We start from the raw sequence: 22,167 nt of genomic DNA on the forward strand, positions 1-22,167 counted from the left end.
CGGTTTCGGCGAGGGGGACGCCGTAGCGGGCGAGGCGCAGGGGCATCAGGGATTCGACGGGGGCTTTGCGGCGCCAGGCGCGGCCGAAGCGGGAGCGCAGCCGGGCCTGGTAGACGAGGCGTTCCTGTTCGAGCTTGATGACCGCTTCGTAGGAGCGCAGTTCCCACAGCTTCATGCGGCGCCACAGGAGGAAGGTGGGCACCGGGGAGAGCAGCCAGCGGGTGAGGCGGACGCCTTCCATGTGCTTGTCGGCGGTGATGTCGGCGATCCGGCCGATGGCGTGCCGGGCGGCTTCGACGGAGACGACGAAGAGGATCGGGATGACGGCGTGCATGCCGACGCCGAGCGGGTCGGGCCAGGCCGCCGCGCCGTTGAACGCGATGGTGGCGGCCGTCAGCAGCCATGCCGTCTGGCGCAGCAGCGGGAAGGGGATCCTGATCCAGGTCAGCAGCAGGTCCAGAGCGAGCAGGACACAGATGCCGGCGTCGATGCCGATCGGGAAGACGTAGGAGAAGTTCCCGAAGCCCTTCTGGATCGCGAGCTCGCGGACGGCGGCGTACGAACCGGCGAAGCCGATACCGGCGATGATCACCGCACCGGTGACGACCACGCCGATGAGTATGCGGTGCATCCGTGTCAGCTGCAGTGGCGCGGCCACCCGTACTCCCCTCCCAGTGCGTGTTGTTGCGCGCAACAGGGTGGCACATGTGTGCGGCTCACGGGCGCCCGGCATGGAACGAGCCCGGTCCCGAAAGGGACCGGGCCCGGGCAAAAGCCCTTACCGGACCACGAGTTGGGTCGTGGACCGGACGGGAAACACGTCAGCTCCTCTTCGCGGAGGCGGAGGGCTTCGCGCTCTTCGAGGAGCTCTTGGACGGCGACGCCGACTTCGACGCCGGCTTGGAGGCCGACCCCGACGGGGAGGTGCCCGCGTCGGCGCCCCCGTCCTCGTTGGCGGCGGTGACCGCGGCCACCGCCTCCTTGGCGGCCTTCTTCGCGGCCTTCAGCAGGTCTGCCGCGCTCGGGGACTTCTCGCCCGCGAGACCGGCGCCGTTGTAGTCGAGGGTGACGACCACGTTCTCGACGCGCGCCACGATCGTCTGCTGCTTGAAGGTGCCTTCCTTCTTCTTCAGGTCGTAGCTGACGGCGGTCGCCTCGTCGCCCGTCCCTGAGACCGGCTCGGACTTGGTGTTCTTCGCGCCCGTCGCGGTCTGCGCGCCCTTGGCCTGCTTCTCGAAGTAGCTGTGCGCCTGCTGGTCGCCCTCGCCGCGCGAGTCCGAGTCGAACCGCAGCAGTGCCACGTTCAGCCAGCGGAACTGCGAGCCCTTCACGCCGTTGTTGTCGAGGCTGTTCCAGTAGCAGTTGCCCCGCGACGACACATCGTCGGACTTGCCCTCTTTGCCGGATTTGACGCCCTTGGGGACCAGTTCACCCAGCGTCTTCTTCGACAGCACCGCGCACGGCTCGGGCAGCTTCGCGTACGCGGCCGGCTGCACGGCGTTCGCACTGGCACTCGCCGACGCCTTCGCGTCCGGGCTCGCACCGCCGCTCTTCTTCGCGTCGCCACCGGAGCCGGAGTCGGAGGAGCAGCCCGCGGCGACGAGCATCGCCGGAACGGCGGCTGCGCTGACAAGGATGCGGGTGAATCGCGGTGCTCGGCCTGCTCGCTGTGCTGGTCGGTGCATGGTTCCTTCACTCGTAGGGCTCGTGGTACGGCCGCACGTGGCGCGTGCGACCGGTCGGGTCCGAGGGGCCACGGTACGCGGTGACACGGCCCGGCGGTTCCCCTTCGGGCGGTTCGGCCACGGGGGCGGGCCGGAGCCCCGGGCCCGCTAACCGTCGAGTGTGTCGGCCAGCTTCTGGGCCAGTTTCCGTGCTCTGTCCTGCATTTCCTTGCTGTCCGGAGCCTCCGTGGAGGCGGTCGGCTGCTCCGCGTACTCGATCGTCACGATCACGTTCGACGTGCGGAAGACCACAGTCACCGTGCGCGCCCGCGCCGTCGCGGCGGCGCTCAGCCGGTCGTCGAGGAACGCCTCGTCGCCGACGTCGTCGAGCGTGCGGGGCTGGAGGTCCGCCGGGGTCACGCTCGCGGACGCGGAGGGGGCCGAGGCGGAGGCGGAGGAAGAGGAGGACGGGGCGGACGGGGTGGACGAGGCCGACGCGTCGCTGCCGGGCGCACCGGTGCCGGATCCGGCGGTGGGGCCGGAGGCGGAACCGGAGCCGGCCGGCTCGGGCAGGTCGGCCGCCGTCTCCTTGCCCGCGTAGATCTCCCGGGCCTTGTTGTCGTCGCTCACCGTGTTGTCGTACGAGGCGACGCGCTCGAAGTCGACGAGCAGGCGGTCGGAGGCGGACGTCGACTCCACCTTCCAGCGGCAGCCGTCGCGCCGGTCCGTGTCGTAGGTGGGCGTGGCCTCGCCCGCGTACGCCTTCTCGCGCTGCTTCTCGTCGGCGATCTGCTCGATCCCGGGCAGCAGCGTGTCGAGGGTGTCGTGGCCGACCGCGCTGCAGGCCTCCGGGAGCGTGCGGTACTTGCCGGGCCGGGCCGGCGCCACCGTGCCCGTGTCGCTGCCCTTGGAGTCCGTCTCCGAGCCGCCGTCGGCCGAACCGCCCGTGCAGCCCGCCAGCAGCGCCGCCAGGAGCGCGGCGACGCCGGGTACGTATGCCTTCCGCCGCACGGCCAGGCTCCTTTCGACGCGTCCCGGCGGCTCGTCCGCGCGGGGTGCCCAGTGCTTAATCGGTTGCCGCCCGAGGGCGGCACCTGGAGACAATGTGTATCGCACGCACTGCCGTGGACGCCGGTCCGTTGTCCCATACGTCGACCTTGGCGCCGGTTTTGCGATTTACGACTTCTGATGGTTTTCGGGGGAATGAGGACGATATGAGTTACGTAGAGGTGCCGGGCGCGAAGGTCCCCATCCGCATGTGGACCGATCCGGCGTCCGTGGAGGACGTGGCGCTGCGCCAGCTCCAGAACGTGGCGACCCTCCCGTGGATCAAGGGCCTCGCGGTGATGCCCGACGTGCACTACGGCAAGGGCGCGACCGTCGGCTCCGTCATCGCGATGCGGGACGCCGTGTGCCCTGCCGCGGTGGGCGTGGACATCGGCTGCGGAATGTCCGCCGTCAGGACCTCGCTGACCGAGAACGACCTCCCGGGCGACCTGTCGCGGCTGCGCTCCAAGGTCGAGGAGGCCATTCCGGTGGGCCGCGGGATGCACGACTCCCCGGTCGAGCCGGGACGCTTCCACGGCGTGGCCACCGCCGGGTGGGACGACTTCTGGGGCCGGTTCGACGGGGTCGCGGACGCGGTCAAGTTCCGGCAGGAGCGGGCCTCCCTCCAGATGGGGACGCTCGGCGGCGGCAATCACTTCGTCGAGGTGTGCGTCGACACGTCCGGAGCGGTGTGGCTCATGCTGCACTCGGGTTCGCGCAACATCGGCAAGGAACTCGCCGAGCACCACATCGGCGTCGCCCAGAAGCTTCCGCACAACCAGGGCCTCGTCGACCGCGACCTCGCGGTCTTCGTCGCCGACACCCCGCAGATGGCCGCCTACCGCAACGACCTGTTCTGGGCGCAGGAGTACGCGAAGCACAACCGCGCGCTCATGATGGGCCTCCTCAAGGACGTGATCCGCAAGGAGTTCCGGAAGGCGAAGCCGACCTTCGAGCAGGAGATCTCCTGCCACCACAACTACGTGGCGGAGGAGCGGTACGAGGGCATGGACCTCCTCGTCACCCGCAAGGGCGCGATCCGTGCGGGCTCCGGCGAGTACGGGATCATCCCCGGCTCGATGGGCACCGGTTCGTACATCGTGAAGGGTCTCGGCAACGAGAAGGCGTTCAACTCCGCCTCGCACGGCGCCGGGCGGCGCATGAGCCGCAACGCGGCCAAGCGCCGCTTCTCCACGAAGGACCTGGAGGAGCAGACGCGTGGGGTCGAGTGCCGCAAGGACTCGGGCGTCGTCGACGAGATCCCGGGCGCCTACAAGCCGATCGAGCAGGTCATCGACCAGCAGAGCGACCTCGTGGAGGTCGTGGCGAAGCTCAAGCAGGTCGTCTGCGTGAAGGGCTGACGGCCGGCGCCCCACCGCCGCGGCGGGCCACGGACCGTACGGTCCGTGGCCCTTCGTCGTGCGGGGCCCGGTGGGGCGGCCCGCTTCCGGGGGTGCGGCCGTCCGCCGTCGTGCGGCCGCCCAGGTCACGGAAGTTGCGCGGACGCCCGAGCGATATGTGTCCGTTCACATCGTGCGAGCGTACGTGGACGGTGCGTCGGCGACGGGTGCGGTCACTTCGCGTGCCGCACCGCGTAGATCATGACGAACGCCACGATGTGGATGCCGAAGAGGAAGTACGCCAGGTAGTACCAGACCAACCGCTCGTTCTTCTTCTCCTCGACCAGGCGGCGTTGTTCGAGCGTGGGCACGGTGGGGGGTTCTCCGGCGGTGGGTTCTGCGGCGGTGGATTCTCCGGCGGTGGGTTCTGCGGCGGTGGGCTCTGGAGTGGGAGGTTCTGCGGTGGGGTCGTTCATCCGAGGTCCCGGTGGAGCTTCGTGTTCGACGCCTGCGCGCGGGGGCGGACGACGAGCAGGTCGATGTTGACGTGGCTGGGCCGGGTCACCGCCCATGTGATGGTGTCCGCGACGTCGTCCGCCGTGAGCGGCGCGGCGACGCCCGCGTACACCTTGGCGGCCTTCTCGGTGTCCCCGCCGAAGCGGGTCAGCGCGAACTCCTCCGTCTTGACCATGCCCGGCGCCACCTCGATCACGCGGACCGGTGTGCCGACGATCTCCAGGCGCAGGGTCTCGGCCAGCACATGCTCGGCGTGCTTGGCCGCGACGTAGCCGCCACCGCCCTCGTACGTGCCGTGGCCCGCAGTCGAGGACAGCACCACCACGGTGCCGTCGCCGCTCGCGGTGAGCGCGGGCAGGAGGGCCTGCGTGACGTTCAGGGTGCCGATGACGTTCGTCTCGTACATCTGGCGCCAGTCGGCGGGGTCGCCGGTCGACACCGGGTCCGCGCCGAGCGCGCCGCCCGCGTTGTTGACCAGGACGCCGATCGTCTTGAACGCGGTGGCGAACTCGTCGACCGCCGCGCGGTCCGTGACGTCGAGCGCGTACGCCGTCGCCTGGCCGCCGGCCGCGCCGATCTCCTCCGCGAGCGCCTCGATGCGGTCCTTGCGGCGGGCCGTCAGCACGACGCGGTAGCCGGCCGCGGCGAGCTGCCTCGCCGTTGCCGCGCCGATACCGCTGCTCGCGCCGGTGACGACGGCGATGCGGGAGGGGGAGGCGGGCGCGGCGGGCGCGGTCATGTCTGGCTCCTCGGCTGGCGCGGGGGTGTCGCGGCGGTGTCCGCCGTGCGCGGCGATCGGTCCTGGCGGGGCGATCGGTGCCGGCATCGGCTCTGTCAGGGTAGGCGACGGGGTCGGTGGGCGGCTCGACGGTCCGAGGGGTGGGAGATCAGCCGCCGTTCCTCGGCGCCCACATGATCACGGCCATTCCGGCCAGGCAGATCGCCGCCCCGGCGATGTCCCAGCGGTCGGGGCGGTAGCCGTCCGCGACCACGCCCCACAGGATCGAGCCGGCGACGAAGATCCCGCCGTACGCCGCGAGGATGCGGCCGAAGTGCGCGTCCGGCTGGAAGGTGGCGGCGAAGCCGTAGGCGCCGAGGGCGAGGATGCCGCCGGTGATCCAGAGCCAGCCTCGGTGCTCGCGCAGGCCCTGCCAGATCAGCCATGCGCCGCCGATCTCGAAGAGGGCGGCGACGACGAAGAGTGCTGCTGAGCGGGCGATGAGCATGCCGTCAATCTTGCATGGGGGTGTGAGGGGGGTGCGGTGCGTGGGTGGGGTCGACGGGAGTGGTGGGGCGCGGTGTGTGGGTGAGGCCGGTGGGGGGTGGATCGCGGTGCGTCGGGCTTCACCTGATGGACGGCGCCTGGGGGGTGGCGGGGGTGGGATACATCCACGTGACGGACGCGGTGGCCCTAGCGGAGGTAATGACGTCATGTGGGTGCGGACGCTGTGTGTGGTGGGTGCGGGCGTGGGGCTCACGGTGGCGGGCGTGACTCCGGTGAGCGCGGCGGCCCCCGAGGCCGATCTCGCCTATCACGGGCGGGTGTCCATGGACGCGGGGCGCGTTGCCCTGCGGTTGACGCCGCGGAACCACGGGCCGAACGCCGTCATGGACGCGACCGTGCGGCTGCGCTGGTCGGCCGTGCTGGCCGATGTGCAGTGGCTGCCGGACGGCTGTGCGCGGGCGGGGGCGCGGGACCTGGTGTGCCGCACCGGGGCGCTGTCCGCGGACGGGGCGGGGCGGGAGATCCGGATGTCGGTGCTGCTGAAAGGGGCGCCCTCGGAGGTGACGCTGGGAACCGACACCGTGTGGGGTGGCGGGGCGGTGGATTCCAACCGGGCCAATGACCGGCAGCGGGTGCTGGTGCTGGACACGGGGGACCTCTACGCCTTCTAGGAGTTCGGGCCGGGTGCCGCTTGTCCGGTGGGTCGCCGTCGGTCCGGTGGGTGGGACGGTCCGGTGGGTGGGTCGGGTCCGTGCCGGTGATCCGCCCGTTGCGGCCCTTGTGCGGGACGGTGCCGGTGGGACCTCCGTGAGGGGGTGGCGCCGTCCGCAACGGGCATGTGATTCACCGGCACGGTCCCTTCCGTGAGAGGGCGGGTGCGGGTGGTGGAGGGGTACGGCCTCTGCGGGGAGTGGGCGGGTGCGGGTGCCACGGGGGACGGTCCCTGTGGGGGTCGGTCCCCTTTTGAGCGGGGGCGTGTGGTGCGGTGATGGTGCTTACGATGGTGTGTCCTGCTGAAAGGTGTGGTGATGGCGGCTCGGGAGCATCTGATGGGGGAGTTGGCCACGGTGTCGCGGCGCTACATGGCGTCGTACGCGCTCTTCAACCAGGCCGTCGCCGATCATCTGAACCTGCATCCGACCGATCTGCAGTGCGTGAACCTGCTCAGCCTGGAGGACGGGCCCGTGACGATCGGGCGGATCGGGGAGCTGACCGGGCTGACCACCGGGTCGGCGACCCGGCTGGTGGACCGGCTGGAGAAGGCCGGGTACGTCGTGCGGGAGCGCGACGCGGCCGACCGGCGGCGGGTGCTCGTGGCGGTCGTGCCGGAGAAGATGGCCGAGTTCGGGCGGATGTGGGACCGGTTGGGCGGCGGCTGGTTCGCTCTGTTCGACGGGCTGGAGGAAGAGGAACTCGCCCTGATCATCGGGCACATGCGACGCACCGTGGAGTTCACCGGTGAGCAGATCGCCCGGCTGCGGGGCGGCGGCCTTCAGGGTGCGGAGTCGTAGCGCTCCCGGGCGTCGTTGACCTCCTCGATGTGCAGTTCCGCCCAGTCCTTCACGGCGGAGAGCAGGCAGCTGAGGCTGGCGCCGAGGGGCGTGAGTTCGTAGTCGACGCGGACGGGTACGGCCGGGGTGACCGTGCGGGCGACGATCCCGTCGCGCTCCAGTGAACGCAGCGTCTGCGTCAGCATCTTGGGGCTGACGCCCGCGATCTTGCGGCCGAGGTCGCTGTAGCGCATGGATCCCCCCGCGAGCGCGCTGACGACCAGGCTGACCCACTTGTCGCTGATCCGGTCGAGGAGCTGGTTGGTGGGGCAGCTCTTGATGAACGCGTCGTACTCGATGCGTGCCTGCTCGCGCCGCTGGGCCGCCGTCGTGGTCGCCATGGCTCACCTCCGGGTGACGTACGCACCTTCAGGTGCCTACTTACTGATGGATAGTAACTCTTCCTAGGGTTGTTGCAACGGAAAAGAGACCCATGAAGTGGGGAGCGTTGCCATGCGTGCGGTACTGGTGAATCGGTTCGGTGGGCCCGACGTCGTGGAGGTCGGTGAGGTCGAGGTTCCCGAGCCCGGGGCCGGGCAGGTACGGATCAAGGTGGCTGCCGCCGCCCTCAACCCGGTCGACGCGGGGGTGCGGGCCGGTGTCTTCGGCGGTGCGGGCAAGCGGCTCGGGCTCGGCTGGGACGTGGCCGGGACCGTCGACGCGGTGGGCGTGGCCACCGGGTGGAACGTGGGGGACGAGGTGGTGGCTCTGGCCTACGGTCCCGGCAAGACGCTCGGTACGCACGCCGACCACGTGGTCGTCGACGCCGGCGCGGTGGCGTCGGCGCCCGGCTCGGTCGACGCCGTGCACGCCGCGACGCTGCCGCTGAACGCGCTGACCGCCTCGCAGGCCCTCGACCTGCTCGGCCTGGAGCCCGGCCAGAGCCTGCTGGTCACCGGTGCCGCGGGTGCGGTGGGCGGGTACGCCGTCCAGCTCGCCGCCCACCGTGGTCTGAGGGTGACGGGCGTGGCGCGGGCCGCCGACGAGGACCTCGTGCGGTCGCTGGGAGCCGACCGCTTCGGGCCGCAGCCCGCCGGTGTGGACGGGGTCCTGGACGCGGCGCTGCTCGGTGGCACCGCGCTGGAGTGGGTGCGCGACGGGGGCGCCTTCGTGGGGGTCATTCCGGGCGCCCACCCGGAGTCCGTGCGCGGGGTGCGGACCGGCTCGGTGGAGGTCGCGCCGGACGGGGAACGGCTCGCGGAGCTGGTACGGCTCGTCGACGCGGGGGTGCTGACGACGCGGGTCGCTGAGACCTACCCGCTGGACGAGGCGGCCAAGGCGCACGCGCGGCTGGCGGAGGGCGGGCTGCGGGGGCGGCTGGTGCTCGTCCCTTAGGGCCGGTCCGACACGTTCCGGCGTCGCCGGAGGGTGTCGGGCGGGCGGGTACTGCCGGACGGCCTAGTGCTGCTCCTCCTGTGCCTCGCGGGGGAGGAGCAGCACCAGGGGACAGCACAGCAGGGCGACGGCGGTGACGGCGGCGAGGCTCACGGCGGTGGCGCGGGCCTCGCCGCCGTCCGTCCCGAAATACAGGGTGGTGACCGCGGCGGCGCCGAGCGCGTTGGCGAGCTGCTGGACCGCGCCGAGCGAGCCGCCCGCGCTGCCGGCCTCGGCGGGGGCGATGTCCCCGATGGTGACGTCGTACAGGGAGCCGAAGCAGGTGCCCATCCCGAGGCCGACGACCAGCAGGGGCGGGACGAGGGCCCAGGTGCCGGTGCCGGTGCCGGAGCTCGCGACGAGGGCGAGCAGCCAGCCGGTCCCGGCGGACGTGATCAGGAAACCGGCGAGGGTCAGCCGGCGGCCCAGTGCACCGATCAGGCGGTAGCAGGCGATCGAGGCGACGACGATGCCGGCGGACAGGGGGGTCAGGCCGAGCGCGGCGCCCGCGGGGGACCGGCCGAGTCCCTGCTGGAGGAAGAGGGAGACGACGTAGAGGAGTCCGGAGACCGCGGCGAAGAACACGACGCCGGTCAGGAGTCCGGAGGTGAAGCCCCGGTTGTGCAGGAGGGAGGGCTGGATCAGGGGGGTCGCGGCGGTGCGCTGGCGGTGGCAGAAGGCCGCGAAGAAGAGGAGTCCGGCGGTCATCAGGGCGATGCTCCTGAGGGTCCAGCCGTGTGCGGAGCCGTCGATCAGGCCGGACAGCAGGCCGAGCATGGTGGTGGCGAGGAGCGCGGAGCCGGGGCCGTCGACGGTGACGGCGCGGTCGCCGCTGTCGCGCGGGAGGAGCCGGACGGCGGCGGCGAGCGCGGCGCCGCCGAGGAGCAGGTTGATGAGGAACGTGGCGCGCCAGCCGAGGCCGGCGATGTCCGTGTCGACGAGGAAGCCGGCGAGGACCGGGCCGCCGACGGCCGAGAGGCCCATCACCGGTCCGAAGAGGCTGTACGCCGTGCCGATCCGGTCGCGGGGCCAGGCCGCGCCGAGGATGCCGAAGCCCTGCGGGACGACGAGCGCGCCGAAGGCCCCCTGGACGAGGCGGGCCGCGACGAGGGTCCGGGGGTCCGGTGCCAGGCCGCAGGCGACCGAGGCGGCGGTGAAACCGGCGAGGCCGGTGAGGAAGAGGCGGCGGCGGCCGTACTTGTCGCCGAGGCGTCCGCCGAGCACGAGGAGCACGCCGAGGGCGAGGGCGTAGGAGGCGCCGAGCCACTGGACGAGGCTCGTGCCGCCGTGCAGGTCCTCGGCGATCGTCGGGGCCGCGATGTTCGTGATGGTGGCGTCGAGGAGGTCGAGGACGTCGGCGGCGAGGACGACGGCCAGGATCGCCCAGCGGATGCGTGCGGGCGGATGGGCCGTTTCTTTTGCGTTGCGCAGTGTCTGTGTCACGCAGATAAATGTGCGGCACGAGGTGCGGCGAGGTCAAGCGAATTGGCGACGGGGTGCGTCAGGAGGCCTGCTGCGCGGCCGCGTACACCGTCGGAGGCGCGCCCACCGTCGCCGTGAAGTCCCTTACCAGGTGGGCCTGGTCGGCATAGCCGAGGTCGGCGGCGAGTGCTGCCCAGTCGACGTCCCGGCGGGTCCCGGCGAGCTCCAGGGCCTCGTGGATGCGGTAGCGCAGGATGATCCACTTGGGGCTGACACCGACGTACGCGGAGAAGAGCCGCTGGAGCGCGCGTACCGAGAGGTCCGCCGAGCGGGCGAGATCGCCGACGCGGCGCATCTCCCGGTCGGAGCGGATGCGGCCGACCAGTTCCCTGGCGAGGTCGGCCTGCGGGTCGGGCTCCGGGGTGAGCGAGAGCAGGACGGCGTCGAGCGCGGCCGCCCGGGCGCGGTCGTCGGCGGGGGTCACGACCGCGCGGGCGGTGTCCTCCGGGGCCGCGGCGAAGGCGGCCCGTGTGAACACGTCCTGGACCGGCAGCGCGTGACCGGTCCAGCGCGACGCCGGCGCCCACGGCGCGAACGGCCGGAAGGCCCCGGGCCAGAACTTCGCCCCGCACACCCGGCCCCGCCCGGTCAGCTTCCGTGTGAACAGGCCGAGCGCGACACCGGTCACCTCGCCGTAGGGCGGGCCCTCGTCCTCGTCCCACTGGAACGTGACGTTCACCGAGGGGTGCGGGACGAGGTGCGAGGCGTACGGCTCCGGCAGGTCCCAGTCGATGAACCAGTACGTCTCCACGTGCCGGCGCAGCGCTTCGGCGGGCAGGTGGCGGCGGAACCGTACGCGGGTCAGCAGTGCGGACGGGTCGACGATCCCGCGGGTGTCGCGACGGGGTTCTGCCATGGCCGGATCGTACGTCGGCCGCCGTGGCGGGGGGTGGAGACCGGATGGTCCGCGGGGCGGGGAATAGGTGAGGACGGGGTGCGGTTCTGTGGGTATAGTTGAACAATCAACAACTTGGAGGGTGAGCAGTCATGCAGTTCGGGATCTTCACCGTCGGCGACGTCACGACCGACCCGACGAACGGCCGGACGCCGAGCGAGGGCGAGCGCATCAAGGCCATGCTCGCCATCGCCCAGAAGGCCGAGGAGGTCGGGCTCGACGTCTTCGCCACCGGCGAGCACCACAACCCGCCCTTCGTCCCGTCCTCGCCCACGACGATGCTCGGCTACATAGCCGCCCGCACCGAGAACCTCGTCCTGTCCACCTCCACGACCCTCATCACCACGAACGACCCGGTGAAGATCGCCGAGGACTTCGCGATGCTCCAGCACGTCGCGGACGGCCGCGTCGACCTGATGATGGGCCGCGGCAACACCGGTCCCGTCTACCCCTGGTTCGGCAAGGACATCCGCGAGGGCATCAACCTCGCCGTCGAGAACTACGCCCTGCTGCGCCGCCTGTGGGACGAGGACGTGGTGACGTGGGAGGGCAAGTTCCGCACGCCCCTCCAGTCCTTCACCTCCACCCCGCGCCCGCTCGACGGCGTCGCGCCCTTCGTGTGGCACGGCTCGATCCGTTCCCCCGAGATCGCCGAGCAGGCCGCCTACTACGGCGACGGGTTCTTCCACAACAACATCTTCTGGCCCGCCTCCCACACCAAGCAGATGGTGAACCTGTACCGCCAGCGCTACGCCCACTACGGGCACGGCACCCCGGAGCAGGCCATCGTCGGGCTCGGCGGCCAGGTGTTCATGCGGAAGAACTCCCAGGACGCCGTGCGCGAGTTCCGGCCGTACTTCGACAACGCGCCGGTCTACGGGCACGGGCCGTCCCTGGAGGACTTCACCGAGCAGACCCCGCTGACCGTGGGCTCGCCGCAGCAGGTGATCGAGAAGACCCTGTCCTTCCGGGACTACGCCGGCGACTACCAGCGCCAGCTCTTCCTGATCGACCACGCGGGACTGCCGCTGAAGACCGTCCTCGAACAGCTCGACATGCTGGGCGAGGAGGTCGTGCCCGTCCTGCGCGAGGAGTTCGCCAAGGGGCGTCCGGCCGACGTGCCCGAGGCCCCCACCCACGCGGCCCGCGTGGCCGCCGCCAAGGAGGTGACCGTCGCATGAAGCTCGTCGTCGTCTCGGCGGGGCTGAGCTCCCCGTCGTCCACCCGGCTGCTCGCCGACCGGCTCGCCGCGGCGACCGCCCGGCACGCCGACGTCGACGTCCAGGTCGTCGAACTGCGCGACCTGGCCACCGACATCGCCCACCACATGGTCACCGGCTTCCCGGTGCGGCGCCTGGCCGCCGCGCTGGACGCGGTGGCCGCGGCGGACGGCCTGATCGCCGTGACACCCGTCTTCTCGGCGTCCTACAGCGGGCTGTTCAAGTCCTTCTTCGACGTCATCGACAAGGACTCGCTGACCGGGAAGCCGGTGCTCGTCGGCGCGACCGGCGGAACCCCGCGCCACTCCCTGGTCACCGAACACGCCCTTCGCCCGCTCTTCACGTACCTGCGCGCCGTGGTCCTGCCGACCGCCGTCTACGCGGCCTCCGAGGACTGGGGCGACGAGGGACTGGAAGGGCGCGTCGAACGGGCCGGCGCGGAGCTGGCCCGGTTCATGGCGGCGCCGGCGGCCGGGACGGTTCCCGCGGCCCGCGCCGGGACGGCCCCGGCGGTCCCGGACACCGACACGGCCGCGGCCATCGCGCCCCGTTCCCTCAAGGGCGCCGTCACCTCGGTGGACTCGGCCGACGCGTTCACGGTCGTCCCCTTCGAGCAGCAGCTCGCGGCGCTGCGGCCGTAGCGCCGCGAGGCCCGTGGCGGGCTTCGCCCCGGAGGTGTGATCCGGGTAAGAAGCCCCCCGCACCCATGATCATCAGGTGGTGTGCCGCCACGGGCTTGGCAGACTGGTGGGGTGCCCCAGACTGTGCTGCTCGCCGAGGACGACCGCGCCATCCGCCACGCCCTGGAGAGGGCGCTGACGCTGGAGGGGTACGAGGTGACGGCCGTCGCCGACGGCGTCGAGGCGCTCGCGCAGGCCCACCGCACCCCGCCGGACGTGCTCGTGCTGGACGTGATGATGCCCGGCATCGACGGCCTCCAGGTGTGCCGCGTGCTGCGCGCGGAGGGCGACCGCACGCCCATCCTCATGCTCACCGCGCTCGTCGAGACCGTCGACCGCATCGCCGGCCTCGACGCCGGCGCCGACGACTACGTGGTCAAGCCGTTCGACGTCGAGGAGGTCTTCGCCCGGCTGCGCGCCCTGTTGCGCCGCACCGGCGACCGCGCCGCCGGCGCGACACCGGCCCCGGCGCCTGCGCCGGCCGCCGCCGCGAAGGACACCCCGGGGCAGGTCGCCGCCGCGGGCATCCGCATGGACGTCCAGGCACGGCGGGCCTGGCGTGGGCAGCGGGAGCTGGAACTGACCCGCACCGAGTTCGAACTCCTCGAACTCCTCGTCCGCAACACCGGCATCGTCCTCGACCACGCCACCATCTACGACCGCATCTGGGGCTACGACTTCGGGCCCGGTTCCAAGAACCTCGCCGTGTACGTCGGCTACCTGCGGCGCAAGCTCGACCAGCCGGGAGCGCCGGCGCTCATCCACACGGTGCGGGGCGTGGGGTACGTGCTGAGGGAGGACTGAGTGCCGCGCCGGCCCACCGCGGGCGGGGCGGGGTGGATCAGGTTCCCCCGGGCCAGATTCCGGCGGGTGTCCTCCCTGCGGGCCACGTTCACCCTGTCCTTCGCGGCCGTCGCCGCCGCCGTCACCGTCCTCGTCGGCTTCCTCAGCTACGACGCCGCCGCCCGGCTCGTGCGCGTCGACCAGCAGACCGTCTTCGCGGAGGTCGTCCAGGACCTGCGCGACCAGGTGCGCGAGCGGGCCCTGCACCCGGCCGACTTCGCCGCCTCCGACTCCGATCACGACGGGCCGCTCGACGACATCATCCGGCCGAGCCGCACCGACGTGCAGGTCCTCGGCCCCGGCGGCGCGATCGTCGACCGGGGCAGCCCGCCGCTGCCCGTGCGCGCCGCGGACCGGGCCGTCGCCGACCACGGGACGGCGGGCGGGCTGGACGAGCACAAGGAGGTCGACGTCGGGGGCGACCGTTACCGGGTCGCCACGGTCGCCCTCGGTGGCGGGCGGGGCGCGGTGCAGGTCGCCCAGCAGTTCAGCGACACCGAGGACCTGCTGCGCGAACTCCAGCAGCGGACCGTGCTGCTCGTCGCGGCCGTCGTGGTCGCCGCGGGGCTGTTCGGCTGGTGGCTGGCCCGGCGCATCACCCGCCGTCTGGTCCGGCTCGCCGGCGCCGCCGAGGACGTCGCCCGCACCGGCCGCCTCGGCATCCAGGTGCCCGTCACCGGATACGACGAGGTCGGCCGGCTCGGCCGTTCCTTCGACCGGATGCTGGTGCGGCTCGCCCAGTCCGAGGAGGACCAGCGGCGGCTGGTCCAGGACGCGGGCCACGAACTGCGGACGCCGCTGACCTCGCTGCGCACCAACATCTCCATGCTCCGGCGCATCGACGAACTGCCGCCCGGCGTCCGGGAGGAACTCGTCGCCGACCTCGCGCTGGAGTCCCGCGAGCTGACCGACCTCGTCAACGAACTCGTCGCGCTGGCGGCCGGGCAATCCGACACCGAGCCCGTCCGGCGGCTCGACCTCGCGGAGCTCGCCGAGGACGTCGCGATCGTCGCGCGGCGCCGGTCCGGGCGGGACATCACGGTCACCGCGCGCGGCGACACGACGGTGGAGGGGCGGCCCACCGCTCTGCAACGGGCGGTCTCCAACCTCGTGGAGAACGCGGCGAAGTTCGACCGGGGCGGGGCGGCGCCGATCGAGGTGGTGGTGTCGGGCCGGCGGCGGCCGGGCGCGGCGGCCGGCGTGGACCCGTCCGCTCCGGGTGCGGAGCATCCCGGGCCCGTGCGGGTCGAGGTGCTCGACCGGGGGCCGGGGATGGCGGACGAGGACCTCGTCCGCGTCTTCGACCGGTTCTACCGGGCCGCCGACGCGCGGAGTCTGCCCGGGTCGGGGCTCGGTCTGTCCATCGTCCGTGAGGTGGCCACGGCGCACGGGGGTGCGGCGTTCGCCTTCCGGCGGGAGGGCGGGGGCACGGTGATCGGGTTCACCGTGGGGGTGCAGCGGGCCGGGGACGACGGCCGGTAGCCGATGCCCGGCCCCGACGCCCCGGGGGAGCTCGCCGGTCAGCCCACGTGGACCCGGGGGCGGCGGGAGCGGTCCGGCTCGGCCTCGCGGAGGACCTCCCGGGTGACGGGGGCGACCTCGCCCTGCCCGAAGAGGAAGAAGCGGAGGAAGTTGGTGAACGGGTCGCCCTCGGTCCACTCGAAGTAGATGTGCGGGGTGCACCGGGTGGCGTCGCGGACGTGCAGCAGCAGCGCGGCCAGCGCGTTGGGGATGGACGCCGACTCCAGGGTCAGCACGCGGTAGCGGTCGTGCAGCACCTCGCCGCGCACGGTGAGACCCGCCTCGAACTCCGAGGGGTCCCCCACGGTGACCTCGACGAACACGAAGTCCTCCTGGAGGGGGACGTCGTTGTCCTGCCGGATCTGCTCGATCTTCTCGCGGTACTCGGCCTTGTCCCGCTGTCCGGGCTCGTTGGCGATGAACCGGATCCGGCGGGTGGCCATGTCTCTGATGAATCGTTCCGCCATGTCGTCGAGCGTCACGCTGGTGACGCGCAGCTCGAAGGCGCGGGCGAGCCGGGACAGCAGCGAGACCAGGATGATCCCCGCGATGAAGCAGGCACCGATCTTCACGCCGTCCGGCCGCTCGATGACGTTCACGACGGTCGTGTACAGGAACACCGCGGAGATCACCGCGAAGCCGACGGTCCAGCCCCGCTGGCGGGCCTTGCGCGCGGCGATGGTCACCGCGATGGCGGCGGAGCTGATGAGCACCAGCACACCGGTGGCGTACGCGCCGCCCTGCGCGTCGACGTCGGCGTCGAAGATCCAGGTGACCAGGAACGCGACCAGGATGAAGACGATCACCATGGGCCGTACGGCGCGCGCCCAGTGCGGGGCCATTCCGTAGCGGGGCAGGTAGCGGGGCATCAGGTTGAGCAGCCCGGCCATGGCGGAGGCGCCGGCGAACCACAGGATCGCGATGGTGGAGGCGTCGTAGACCGTGCCGAAGGCGTTGCCCAGGTACTCGTGCGCCAGGTAGGCCAGCGCGCGTCCGTTGGCCTGGCCGCCCGACTTGAACGCGTCCTCAGGGATCAGGAGCGTCGTGATGAAGCTCGTGCAGATCAGGAAGGCGCTCATGATCACGGCGGCGGTGGTCAGCAGCTTCTTCGTGCCGCGGATGCGGCCGGTCGGCTTCTCCTCGGTGTCCGTCGGGTCGCCCTCGACGTGGGGCATCACCGCGACGCCGGTCTCGAAGCCGGAGAGGCCGAGCGCGAGTTTCGGGAAGACCAGGAGGGCCACACCGACCATCGCGAAGACGTTGCCGTGCTCCGTGGTGAGGGCGCCGGCCCAGTCGGTGATCACATGGCCCGCGGTGATCACGTGCCACAGGCCGCTGATCACGACCACGAGGTTGAGGGACAGATAGATCCCGACGAGGACGACGGCGACGCCGATCGCCTCCAGGAATCCCTTGAGGAACACCGCGCCCAGCAGGGCGACGAGTATCAGGGTGATCAGCATCTGCTTGTCGTGCAGGACGCCGTTCAGGTGCGGGTTCTCCACCAGGTGGGTGGAGGCGTCCGCCGCGGAGAGGGTGATGGTGATCAGGAAGTCGGTGGCGGCGAAGCCGAGCAGGGTGAGGACGAACAGCTTGCCCTTCCAGAACGACAGCAGCCGTTCCAGCATGGCGATCGAACCCTCGCCGTGCGGGCTCTCCTCGGCCACCCGGCGGTAGACCGGCAGCGCGCCCGCGAGGGTGACGATCACCAGCACGATGGTCGCCACGGGCGACAGCAGTCCGGCCGCCAGCGCGGCGATGCCCGGCTGGTAGCCGAGGGTGGAGAAGTAGTCGACGCCGGTCAGGCACATCACCCGCCACCACCGCCGGCCCTTGTGGGCCTGCTCCGGCGTGGCCTGCGCCCCCTGGGGGGTCTTGGCCATGTCGGACAGGCCTTCCAGCATCCAGGCCCGCAAGCGGTTCGCCCGGGCGGGTGTGGTGGTCGCCATCGTGCGCACTCCTGACAGGCGGCTCTGCGATCGGTGTCCGGCCATCGCGGAGACGGCGAGACCAGCGTAAGCAGAGAGTGATCCCCGGGCCCGTGGATGCGAGGGCCGAACGCATCAAGAGCGCGTTAAGACGCGTCAAGGCCGCGTCAAGATCCACTGGTCAACTGCGTCAGGACGCGCCGGTCACCCGTGTCGTCGGTCGCGCGAGCCGGCCGGCCGCGTCCCGCGGGGCACCCCGCGGCGGATCGCTCCATCGGGCCACGCGTACACCGCCGCAGCGGAGCGGGCCTCGCCGGACCGCGCACACCGCCGAGGTGGACGGGGCTCCACCGCAGCGCGCGCCGAAGGCGCACGAGGGCCTCGACCGCTCGCACGCCTTCGGCCGGCCCGCCCCGGTGCCTCAGTGCCCGGTGGTGAGCACCATGCGGAACCGGGCCTGACCGTTCGTCATCTTCTCGACCGCGGCGGCCGTCTCCTCCAGCGGAACCTCCTCGGTCCAGGCGCGCACCCCGCTCCGGGCGGCGAAGCGCAGGGTGTCCTGGGTGTCGACGGCGGCGCCGGAGGCGTGGGCGTAGACCTTCCGTGCCCCGCGCAGCAGTTGCAGACCGTTGACCTGGAGCGGTTCGGGGGAGATGCCGACGATGGCGAGTTCGCCGCGGCGGCCGAGTCCGTCGATCGTGGCGGACATCGCGGTTGCGTTCGTGACGGTGGCCAGGACCACCTTGGCGCCGCCGAGCGCCTGGAGAGCCTCGGCGACCTCCTCGGTGGTGCTGTCGATGTAGTGGGCGGCGCCGAGCTTGTGCGCCAGGTCCTTCTTCTCCTGACCGCGCGCGATGGCGACGGTGTCGAAGCCCATCTTCTGCGCGAACTGCACACCGAGGTGGCCGAGGCCGCCCAGGCCCAGTACGGCGACGGTGTCGCCGGGGCCGGCGGTGGTGTGGCGCAGGGCGTTGAAGACCGTCACGCCCGCGCAGGCCAGCGGTGCCGCTTCGACCGCGGTCAGCTCGTCCGGGATCGCCGCGAGGGCGACGGCGGGCACCACGACCGAGTCGGCGTACCCGCCGGGGTAGGCGACGCCCGGGATGGCCAGTTCGGGGCACATGACCGCGTCGCCGCTGCGGCAGGCGTCGCAGTGTCCGCAACTGCCGCCGTACCAGCCGACGGCGACCCGGTCCCCGACCTGCCAGCCGGTGACGTTCTCGCCGAGGGTGTCGATCCGGCCGGCGATCTCATGACCCGGCGTGAGCGGGAACGTGGTCCCGGGCAGCGCGCCCGAGGCGATCAGCAGGTCGGAATGGCACACCCCGCAGGCCTCGACGGTGATCCGCACGGACCCGGGACCCGGCTCCCGCGCGGCGACCTGGGCGAGTTCCGGGGTGCCGCCGGGCTCGGAGACCTGCGCGGCACGCAGGGTGCCGGGGGAGGCGGAAGCGGTGGAAGCAGACATGATCCAGCCCTTCGTAGCGGTGTGGGGCCGGGGACGGGCCGCACGCACTCGCTCGTCAGGACGTGACCGGCCGAGGGTGGTCCGCCGCGGTCTCCCTCTTCGACGATAGGCAGGCCCGCGCCCCATCGGCATGTCCGCGGACGGCCGGCGCACGCACCGCGCAGGCGGCGGGACCGGACAAGCCACCGCCCGGCGACGCCCGAGGAGCCCGGGGGACCGGACGAGTCCGAGGGACCGGGCTCAGGGCCAGACCAGGCAGTACGGCTGGTGACCTGCCTCGTGCAGGCGATGGGAGAAGTCCTGCCACTCGTGCAGCAGCTGGTACACGTTGAACGCGTCCCGGGGGCCACCCCGGTCCGGGACGGTCGACCAGATGAAGGCGGCCGCGCCGACCGCCTCCTCGCCGATGCCGCGCAGCGGGTCCACGACGGTCATGGGGAGTTTCACGACGGCGTAGTCGGGGTGGAGGACGACCAGTTCCAGGGGCGGCACCTTGTGCAGGGGGACGCCCTCGATGCCGGTGAGGACCATCGCGGCCATCGTCTCCGGCTTGATCTTGGTGAACATGCCGTTCATGCCGAGTTCGTCGCCGCCGAGTTCTTCGGGGCGCATCGAGATCGGGACACGTGCCGCCGTGGCGCCGTCCGGCGCGCCGAAGTATTTGTACGTCACCCCCACCCGGCCACCATTCCCGCTCCCGGCCCTCAGCCGATCGACCCTGCGGTCGCTCCGCTCGGGCTCACCTTGCGCTCCCGGAGACAGCTGGGATCCCTGCGACCCCTGGGTCCTGCGTGCCTCGGCCGCTTCCTCCGCTTCGCGCCGGTGCCTTCCCCGCCGGGCACGCCGAGGCCCGAGGTCGTCGGTCCCCTCGCCCAGTCCGCCACCGCGATGCATATCTCCACCCGACTGCTTTTCTAAGGCGCGCGACCCCCGCCACGCAACCCGATCATCGTGACAGTGACCTCCCCCACGGCCGCACGCCGAAACGTGCGCTGAAACACTGTTCCGCGGGATCTTCGCGGCCTCTGAACACCACCGTTCCTGTGAGCTGTCCCTGCCGGGCCCCAGTTTCGCAGATGGCCGGGGGCGCCGCCCGGTCCTCCTGCCGGGCACCGGCCCACCGGATCCCCGCGATCCCGGGACCTTGCGTACCTGCAACGTACGCGGTCCCCTACGGCTTCCCGGGAGCGGGAGCCGTCGGGGGACGCCTACGAGAAGCCGTACGTCGTGCCGGGTTCCCGCGTTCATGCCCGCGTGCTCTTCCCCTCACGGCCGCCCTCGGACCCTGGCCTACCCTGAGGAGGTCACTAGCCCCCCGGAGTCGGAGACGTCGCAGGTCATGACCGAACTGCCCTATCCCTACGAAGCACCGGCCTCGCAGGCCCTATTCGACCGTGCGGCGGCCGTCACGCCCGGTGGCGTGAACTCTCCCGTGCGGGCCTTCCGCGCCGTGGGCGGTACGCCCCGGTTCATGGTGTCCGGTGCGGGTGCGTACCTCACGGACGCCGACGGTCGTGAGTACGTCGACCTCGTCTGTTCCTGGGGGCCGATGATTCTCGGACACTCTCGGCCCGAGGTCGTCGCGGCGGTGCAGGAAGCAGTCTCCCGCGGTACGTCCTTCGGCACTCCCGGTGAGGGCGAGGTCGCGCTCGCCGAGGAGATCGTCGCGCGCGTCGAGCCCGTCGAGCAGGTCCGGCTCGTCTCCAGCGGCACCGAGGCGACCATGTCGGCGATCCGGCTCGCCCGCGGGTTCACCCGGCGCTCCAAGGTGATCAAGTTCGCCGGCTGCTACCACGGGCACGTCGACTCGCTGCTCGCCGCGGCGGGCTCCGGCGTCGCCACCTTCGCGCTCCCCGACACCCCGGGCGTCACCGGCGCCCAGGCGGGCGACACGATCGTCCTCCCGTACAACGACCTCGAGGCGGTGAACGCCGCCTTCCACGCGCACCCCGGCGAGATCGCCTGCGTGATCACCGAGGCCTCGCCCGGGAACATGGGCGTCGTGCCGCCGCGGCCCGGCTTCAACCAGGGCCTCAAGGACGCCTGCGCGAAGAACGGCGCCCTGTTCATCTCCGACGAGGTCATGACCGGCTTCCGCACGAGCAGGGCCGGCTGGTACGGGATCGACGGCGTGCGTCCCGACCTCATGACCTTCGGCAAGGTGATGGGCGGCGGCTTCCCCGCCGCGGCCTTCGGCGGCCGTGCCGACGTGATGGCGCACCTCGCGCCGGCCGGGCCGGTCTACCAGGCGGGCACGCTGTCCGGGAACCCGGTCGCCACCGCCGCCGGTCTCGCGCAGCTGCGACTGCTCGACGACGCCGCCTACGAGAAGATCGACGCGGTCTCCGAGCGGGTCCGGACGCTGGTGTCCGAGGCACTGGCCAAGGAGGGCGTCGCGCACCGGCTGCAGAGCGCCTCCAACATGTTCTCCGTCTTCTTCACCGGGCGGGAGGTGCGTGACTACGAGGACGCGAAGGCGCAGGAGTCCTTCCGGTACACCGCCTTCTTCCACTCGATGCTGGCGCAGGGCGTGTACCTGCCGCCGTCCTCCTTCGAGTCGTGGTTCGTGTCGACGGCGCACGACGAGCAGGCGGTTCAGCGGATCGCCGACGCCCTTCCGGCGGCGGCGCGGGCAGCGGCGGAGGCCAGTGCATGAGTGACAACGGCAACACCACGGACATCACCGTCGTCCACCTGATGCGGCACGGCGAGGTCGCCAACCCGGACGGGGTGCTGTACGGGCGGCTGCCCGGCTACCACCTGTCCGAACTGGGGCGGAAGATGGCCGACCGGGTCGCCGACCACCTGGCGTCCCGCGACGTCACCCACGTCGTCGCCTCGCCCCTGGAGCGGGCGCAGGAGACGGCGACCCCGATCGCGAAGGCGCACGGGCTCGACCTCGCGACCGACGGGCGGCTCGTCGAGGCCGACAACGTCTTCCAGGGCAAGACCTTCGGTGTCGGGGACGGTGCGCTGCGGCGCCCGGAGAACTGGAGGCACCTGGTCAATCCGTTCAAGCCGTCCTGGGGCGAGCCGTACGTCGACCAGGTGGTCCGGATGATGGGCGCGCTGGACGCGGCCAAGGACGCGGCGCGTGGGCACGAGGCGGTGCTGGTCAGCCACCAGCTGCCGATCTGGATCGTGCGCAGCCATGTCGAGCGGCGGCGGCTGTGGCACGACCCGCGCAAGCGGCAGTGCACGCTGGCGTCCCTGACGACGTTCACCTACCGGGGTGACAAGATCGTTTCCGTGGGCTACACCGAGCCCGCCCGGGACCTCGTGCCGGCGCATCTCCTCGCGGGCGCGAAGCCGGTGAAGGGCGCGGGCAAGGCGTTCGGCGCCTGACGGCCCGTCGAGCCCCCTGGATGCACTGCCGTATGAGCGTATCTTCGTAAAATCACATAAATAGGTGCG

At 71.9% G+C, this 22,167-nt stretch carries 22 protein-coding genes; 10 read left to right on the plus strand and 12 right to left on the minus strand.

The genetic code is table 11. The features are described 5' to 3' along the window. The 3 genes from H305_RS0137820 to H305_RS0137830 all read right to left on the minus strand — a co-directional run. The coding region (locus H305_RS0137820; RefSeq protein ID WP_028805028.1) for a DUF2637 domain-containing protein at positions 1-658 on the minus strand (658 nt) is incomplete at its 3' end. Between the two features lie 163 nt (positions 659-821). Continuing rightward, positions 822-1,685, minus strand: a complete 864-nt coding sequence (locus H305_RS0137825; protein ID WP_078629445.1) for a DUF3558 domain-containing protein — start codon at positions 1,683-1,685, stop codon at positions 822-824. Between the two features lie 147 nt (positions 1,686-1,832). Beyond that, positions 1,833-2,675: a hypothetical protein gene (locus H305_RS0137830; RefSeq protein ID WP_028805030.1), complete on the minus strand. Its 843-nt coding sequence runs from the start codon at positions 2,673-2,675 to the stop codon at positions 1,833-1,835. Positions 2,676-2,878: 203 nt separating this feature from the next. On the opposite strand from H305_RS0137830, the gene H305_RS0137835 reads away from it, so the two are divergent. Next, positions 2,879-4,072, plus strand: a complete 1,194-nt coding sequence (locus tag H305_RS0137835) for an RtcB family protein (RefSeq protein WP_028805031.1) — start codon at positions 2,879-2,881, stop codon at positions 4,070-4,072. Between the two features lie 212 nt (positions 4,073-4,284). On the opposite strand, the gene H305_RS53675 is transcribed toward H305_RS0137835, so the two are convergent. From H305_RS53675 to H305_RS0137850, 3 genes are all read right to left on the minus strand, one after another. Then, positions 4,285-4,527 carry a hypothetical protein gene (locus H305_RS53675; protein WP_158690651.1) on the minus strand — a complete coding sequence of 81 codons (243 nt, stop codon included), beginning with the start codon at positions 4,525-4,527 and terminating at the stop codon, positions 4,285-4,287. Beyond that, positions 4,524-5,306 (minus strand): SDR family NAD(P)-dependent oxidoreductase, encoded by a 783-nt coding sequence (locus tag H305_RS0137845; RefSeq protein WP_028805032.1) that lies wholly within the window; start codon positions 5,304-5,306, stop codon positions 4,524-4,526. The genes H305_RS53675 and H305_RS0137845 overlap by 4 nt, the downstream gene beginning before the upstream one ends. A gap of 148 nt (positions 5,307-5,454) precedes the next feature. Then, entirely contained in the window at positions 5,455-5,793 is a 339-nt protein-coding gene (locus H305_RS0137850) for a YnfA family protein (protein WP_028805033.1), read from the minus strand. A gap of 205 nt (positions 5,794-5,998) precedes the next feature. Here H305_RS0137850 and H305_RS0137855 point away from each other — a divergent pair, with 205 nt between their 5' ends. Both H305_RS0137855 and H305_RS0137860 read left to right on the plus strand, forming a co-directional pair. Then, positions 5,999-6,463 carry a hypothetical protein gene (locus H305_RS0137855; protein WP_037766658.1) on the plus strand — a complete coding sequence of 155 codons (465 nt, stop codon included), beginning with the start codon at positions 5,999-6,001 and terminating at the stop codon, positions 6,461-6,463. A 357-nt stretch (positions 6,464-6,820) separates the two neighbouring features. Next, positions 6,821-7,303, plus strand: coding sequence for a MarR family winged helix-turn-helix transcriptional regulator (locus H305_RS0137860; RefSeq protein WP_037766661.1), 483 nt, complete (start codon positions 6,821-6,823; stop codon positions 7,301-7,303). Here H305_RS0137860 and H305_RS0137865 read toward each other — a convergent pair. After that, positions 7,285-7,683 (minus strand): winged helix-turn-helix transcriptional regulator, encoded by a 399-nt coding sequence (locus H305_RS0137865; RefSeq protein ID WP_028805036.1) that lies wholly within the window; start codon positions 7,681-7,683, stop codon positions 7,285-7,287. The genes H305_RS0137860 and H305_RS0137865 overlap by 19 nt on opposite strands. A 112-nt stretch (positions 7,684-7,795) precedes the next feature. Between H305_RS0137865 and H305_RS0137870 the strand changes: the two genes are divergently transcribed. Continuing rightward, positions 7,796-8,677 (plus strand): NADP-dependent oxidoreductase, encoded by an 882-nt coding sequence (locus H305_RS0137870; protein WP_028805037.1) that lies wholly within the window; start codon positions 7,796-7,798, stop codon positions 8,675-8,677. Between the two features lie 63 nt (positions 8,678-8,740). On the opposite strand, the gene H305_RS0137875 is transcribed toward H305_RS0137870, so the two are convergent. Both H305_RS0137875 and H305_RS0137880 read right to left on the minus strand, forming a co-directional pair. Then, entirely contained in the window at positions 8,741-10,159 is a 1,419-nt protein-coding gene (locus H305_RS0137875; protein ID WP_028805038.1) for an MFS transporter, read from the minus strand. Between the two features lie 58 nt (positions 10,160-10,217). Next, positions 10,218-11,054, minus strand: coding sequence for a helix-turn-helix domain-containing protein (locus H305_RS0137880; protein WP_028805039.1), 837 nt, complete (start codon positions 11,052-11,054; stop codon positions 10,218-10,220). 131 nt (positions 11,055-11,185) lie between these two features. Between H305_RS0137880 and H305_RS0137885 the strand changes: the two genes are divergently transcribed. The 4 genes from H305_RS0137885 to H305_RS0137900 all read left to right on the plus strand — a co-directional run bounded on the left by H305_RS0137885 (position 11,186) and on the right by H305_RS0137900 (position 15,318). Next, positions 11,186-12,274, plus strand: a complete 1,089-nt coding sequence (locus tag H305_RS0137885) for an LLM class flavin-dependent oxidoreductase (protein WP_028805040.1) — start codon at positions 11,186-11,188, stop codon at positions 12,272-12,274. Further along, the gene (locus tag H305_RS0137890) at positions 12,271-12,954 is read left to right on the plus strand and encodes a CE1759 family FMN reductase (RefSeq protein WP_028805041.1); all 684 of its coding nucleotides are present in this window, start codon (positions 12,271-12,273) and stop codon (positions 12,952-12,954) included. Before H305_RS0137885 ends, H305_RS0137890 begins: the two co-directional genes overlap by 4 nt. A gap of 111 nt (positions 12,955-13,065) precedes the next feature. Beyond that, the gene (locus tag H305_RS0137895) at positions 13,066-13,797 is read left to right on the plus strand and encodes a response regulator transcription factor (protein WP_028805042.1); all 732 of its coding nucleotides are present in this window, start codon (positions 13,066-13,068) and stop codon (positions 13,795-13,797) included. A gap of 66 nt (positions 13,798-13,863) precedes the next feature. Continuing rightward, positions 13,864-15,318: a HAMP domain-containing sensor histidine kinase gene (locus tag H305_RS0137900; RefSeq protein ID WP_199791517.1), complete on the plus strand. Its 1,455-nt coding sequence runs from the start codon at positions 13,864-13,866 to the stop codon at positions 15,316-15,318. 38 nt (positions 15,319-15,356) lie between these two features. Here H305_RS0137900 and H305_RS0137905 read toward each other — a convergent pair whose 3' ends face one another. The 3 genes from H305_RS0137905 to H305_RS0137915 all read right to left on the minus strand — a co-directional run bounded on the left by H305_RS0137905 (position 15,357) and on the right by H305_RS0137915 (position 19,647). Further along, entirely contained in the window at positions 15,357-17,306 is a 1,950-nt protein-coding gene (locus H305_RS0137905) for an APC family permease (protein ID WP_028805044.1), read from the minus strand. A 400-nt stretch (positions 17,307-17,706) separates the two neighbouring features. Next, positions 17,707-18,753, minus strand: a complete 1,047-nt coding sequence (locus tag H305_RS0137910; protein ID WP_037766664.1) for an alcohol dehydrogenase catalytic domain-containing protein — start codon at positions 18,751-18,753, stop codon at positions 17,707-17,709. Positions 18,754-18,993: 240 nt separating this feature from the next. Further along, positions 18,994-19,647, minus strand: coding sequence for a hypothetical protein (locus H305_RS0137915; RefSeq protein ID WP_199791518.1), 654 nt, complete (start codon positions 19,645-19,647; stop codon positions 18,994-18,996). A gap of 445 nt (positions 19,648-20,092) precedes the next feature. Between H305_RS0137915 and hemL the strand changes: the two genes are divergently transcribed. Next, positions 20,093-21,409, plus strand: coding sequence for a glutamate-1-semialdehyde 2,1-aminomutase (gene hemL, locus H305_RS0137920; RefSeq protein ID WP_028805046.1), 1,317 nt, complete (start codon positions 20,093-20,095; stop codon positions 21,407-21,409). Then, positions 21,406-22,098 carry a histidine phosphatase family protein gene (locus H305_RS0137925; RefSeq protein ID WP_028805047.1) on the plus strand — a complete coding sequence of 231 codons (693 nt, stop codon included), beginning with the start codon at positions 21,406-21,408 and terminating at the stop codon, positions 22,096-22,098. Before hemL ends, H305_RS0137925 begins: the two co-directional genes overlap by 4 nt. Positions 22,099-22,167: the final 69 nt, after the last annotated feature.

Origin of the sequence: Streptomyces sp. 142MFCol3.1, assembly GCF_000424945.1 — a bacterium.
GTDB lineage: Bacteria > Actinomycetota > Actinomycetes > Streptomycetales > Streptomycetaceae > Streptomyces > Streptomyces siamensis.

Bases quoted from the DNA above. Each gene is read 5' to 3' on its own strand.
- H305_RS0137825 (WP_078629445.1), bottom strand. From the start codon at position 1,685: ATGCACCGACCAGCACAGCGAGCAGGCCGAGCACCGCGATTCACCCGC.
- H305_RS0137845 (WP_028805032.1), bottom strand. From the start codon at position 5,306: ATGACCGCGCCCGCCGCGCCCGCCTCCCCCTCCCGCATCGCCGTCGTC.
- H305_RS0137910 (WP_037766664.1), bottom strand. From the start codon at position 18,753: ATGTCTGCTTCCACCGCTTCCGCCTCCCCCGGCACCCTGCGTGCCGCG.
- H305_RS0137860 (WP_037766661.1), top strand. From the start codon at position 6,821: ATGGCGGCTCGGGAGCATCTGATGGGGGAGTTGGCCACGGTGTCGCGG.
- H305_RS0137880 (WP_028805039.1), bottom strand. From the start codon at position 11,054: ATGGCAGAACCCCGTCGCGACACCCGCGGGATCGTCGACCCGTCCGCA.
- H305_RS0137850 (WP_028805033.1), bottom strand. From the start codon at position 5,793: ATGCTCATCGCCCGCTCAGCAGCACTCTTCGTCGTCGCCGCCCTCTTC.
- H305_RS0137865 (WP_028805036.1), bottom strand. From the start codon at position 7,683: ATGGCGACCACGACGGCGGCCCAGCGGCGCGAGCAGGCACGCATCGAG.
- hemL (WP_028805046.1), top strand. From the start codon at position 20,093: ATGACCGAACTGCCCTATCCCTACGAAGCACCGGCCTCGCAGGCCCTA.
- H305_RS0137870 (WP_028805037.1), top strand. From the start codon at position 7,796: ATGCGTGCGGTACTGGTGAATCGGTTCGGTGGGCCCGACGTCGTGGAG.
- H305_RS53675 (WP_158690651.1), bottom strand. From the start codon at position 4,527: ATGAACGACCCCACCGCAGAACCTCCCACTCCAGAGCCCACCGCCGCA.
- H305_RS0137835 (WP_028805031.1), top strand. From the start codon at position 2,879: ATGAGTTACGTAGAGGTGCCGGGCGCGAAGGTCCCCATCCGCATGTGG.
- H305_RS0137885 (WP_028805040.1), top strand. From the start codon at position 11,186: ATGCAGTTCGGGATCTTCACCGTCGGCGACGTCACGACCGACCCGACG.
- H305_RS0137925 (WP_028805047.1), top strand. From the start codon at position 21,406: ATGAGTGACAACGGCAACACCACGGACATCACCGTCGTCCACCTGATG.
- H305_RS0137915 (WP_199791518.1), bottom strand. From the start codon at position 19,647: ATGCATCGCGGTGGCGGACTGGGCGAGGGGACCGACGACCTCGGGCCT.
- H305_RS0137905 (WP_028805044.1), bottom strand. From the start codon at position 17,306: ATGGCGACCACCACACCCGCCCGGGCGAACCGCTTGCGGGCCTGGATG.
- H305_RS0137855 (WP_037766658.1), top strand. From the start codon at position 5,999: ATGTGGGTGCGGACGCTGTGTGTGGTGGGTGCGGGCGTGGGGCTCACG.
- H305_RS0137890 (WP_028805041.1), top strand. From the start codon at position 12,271: ATGAAGCTCGTCGTCGTCTCGGCGGGGCTGAGCTCCCCGTCGTCCACC.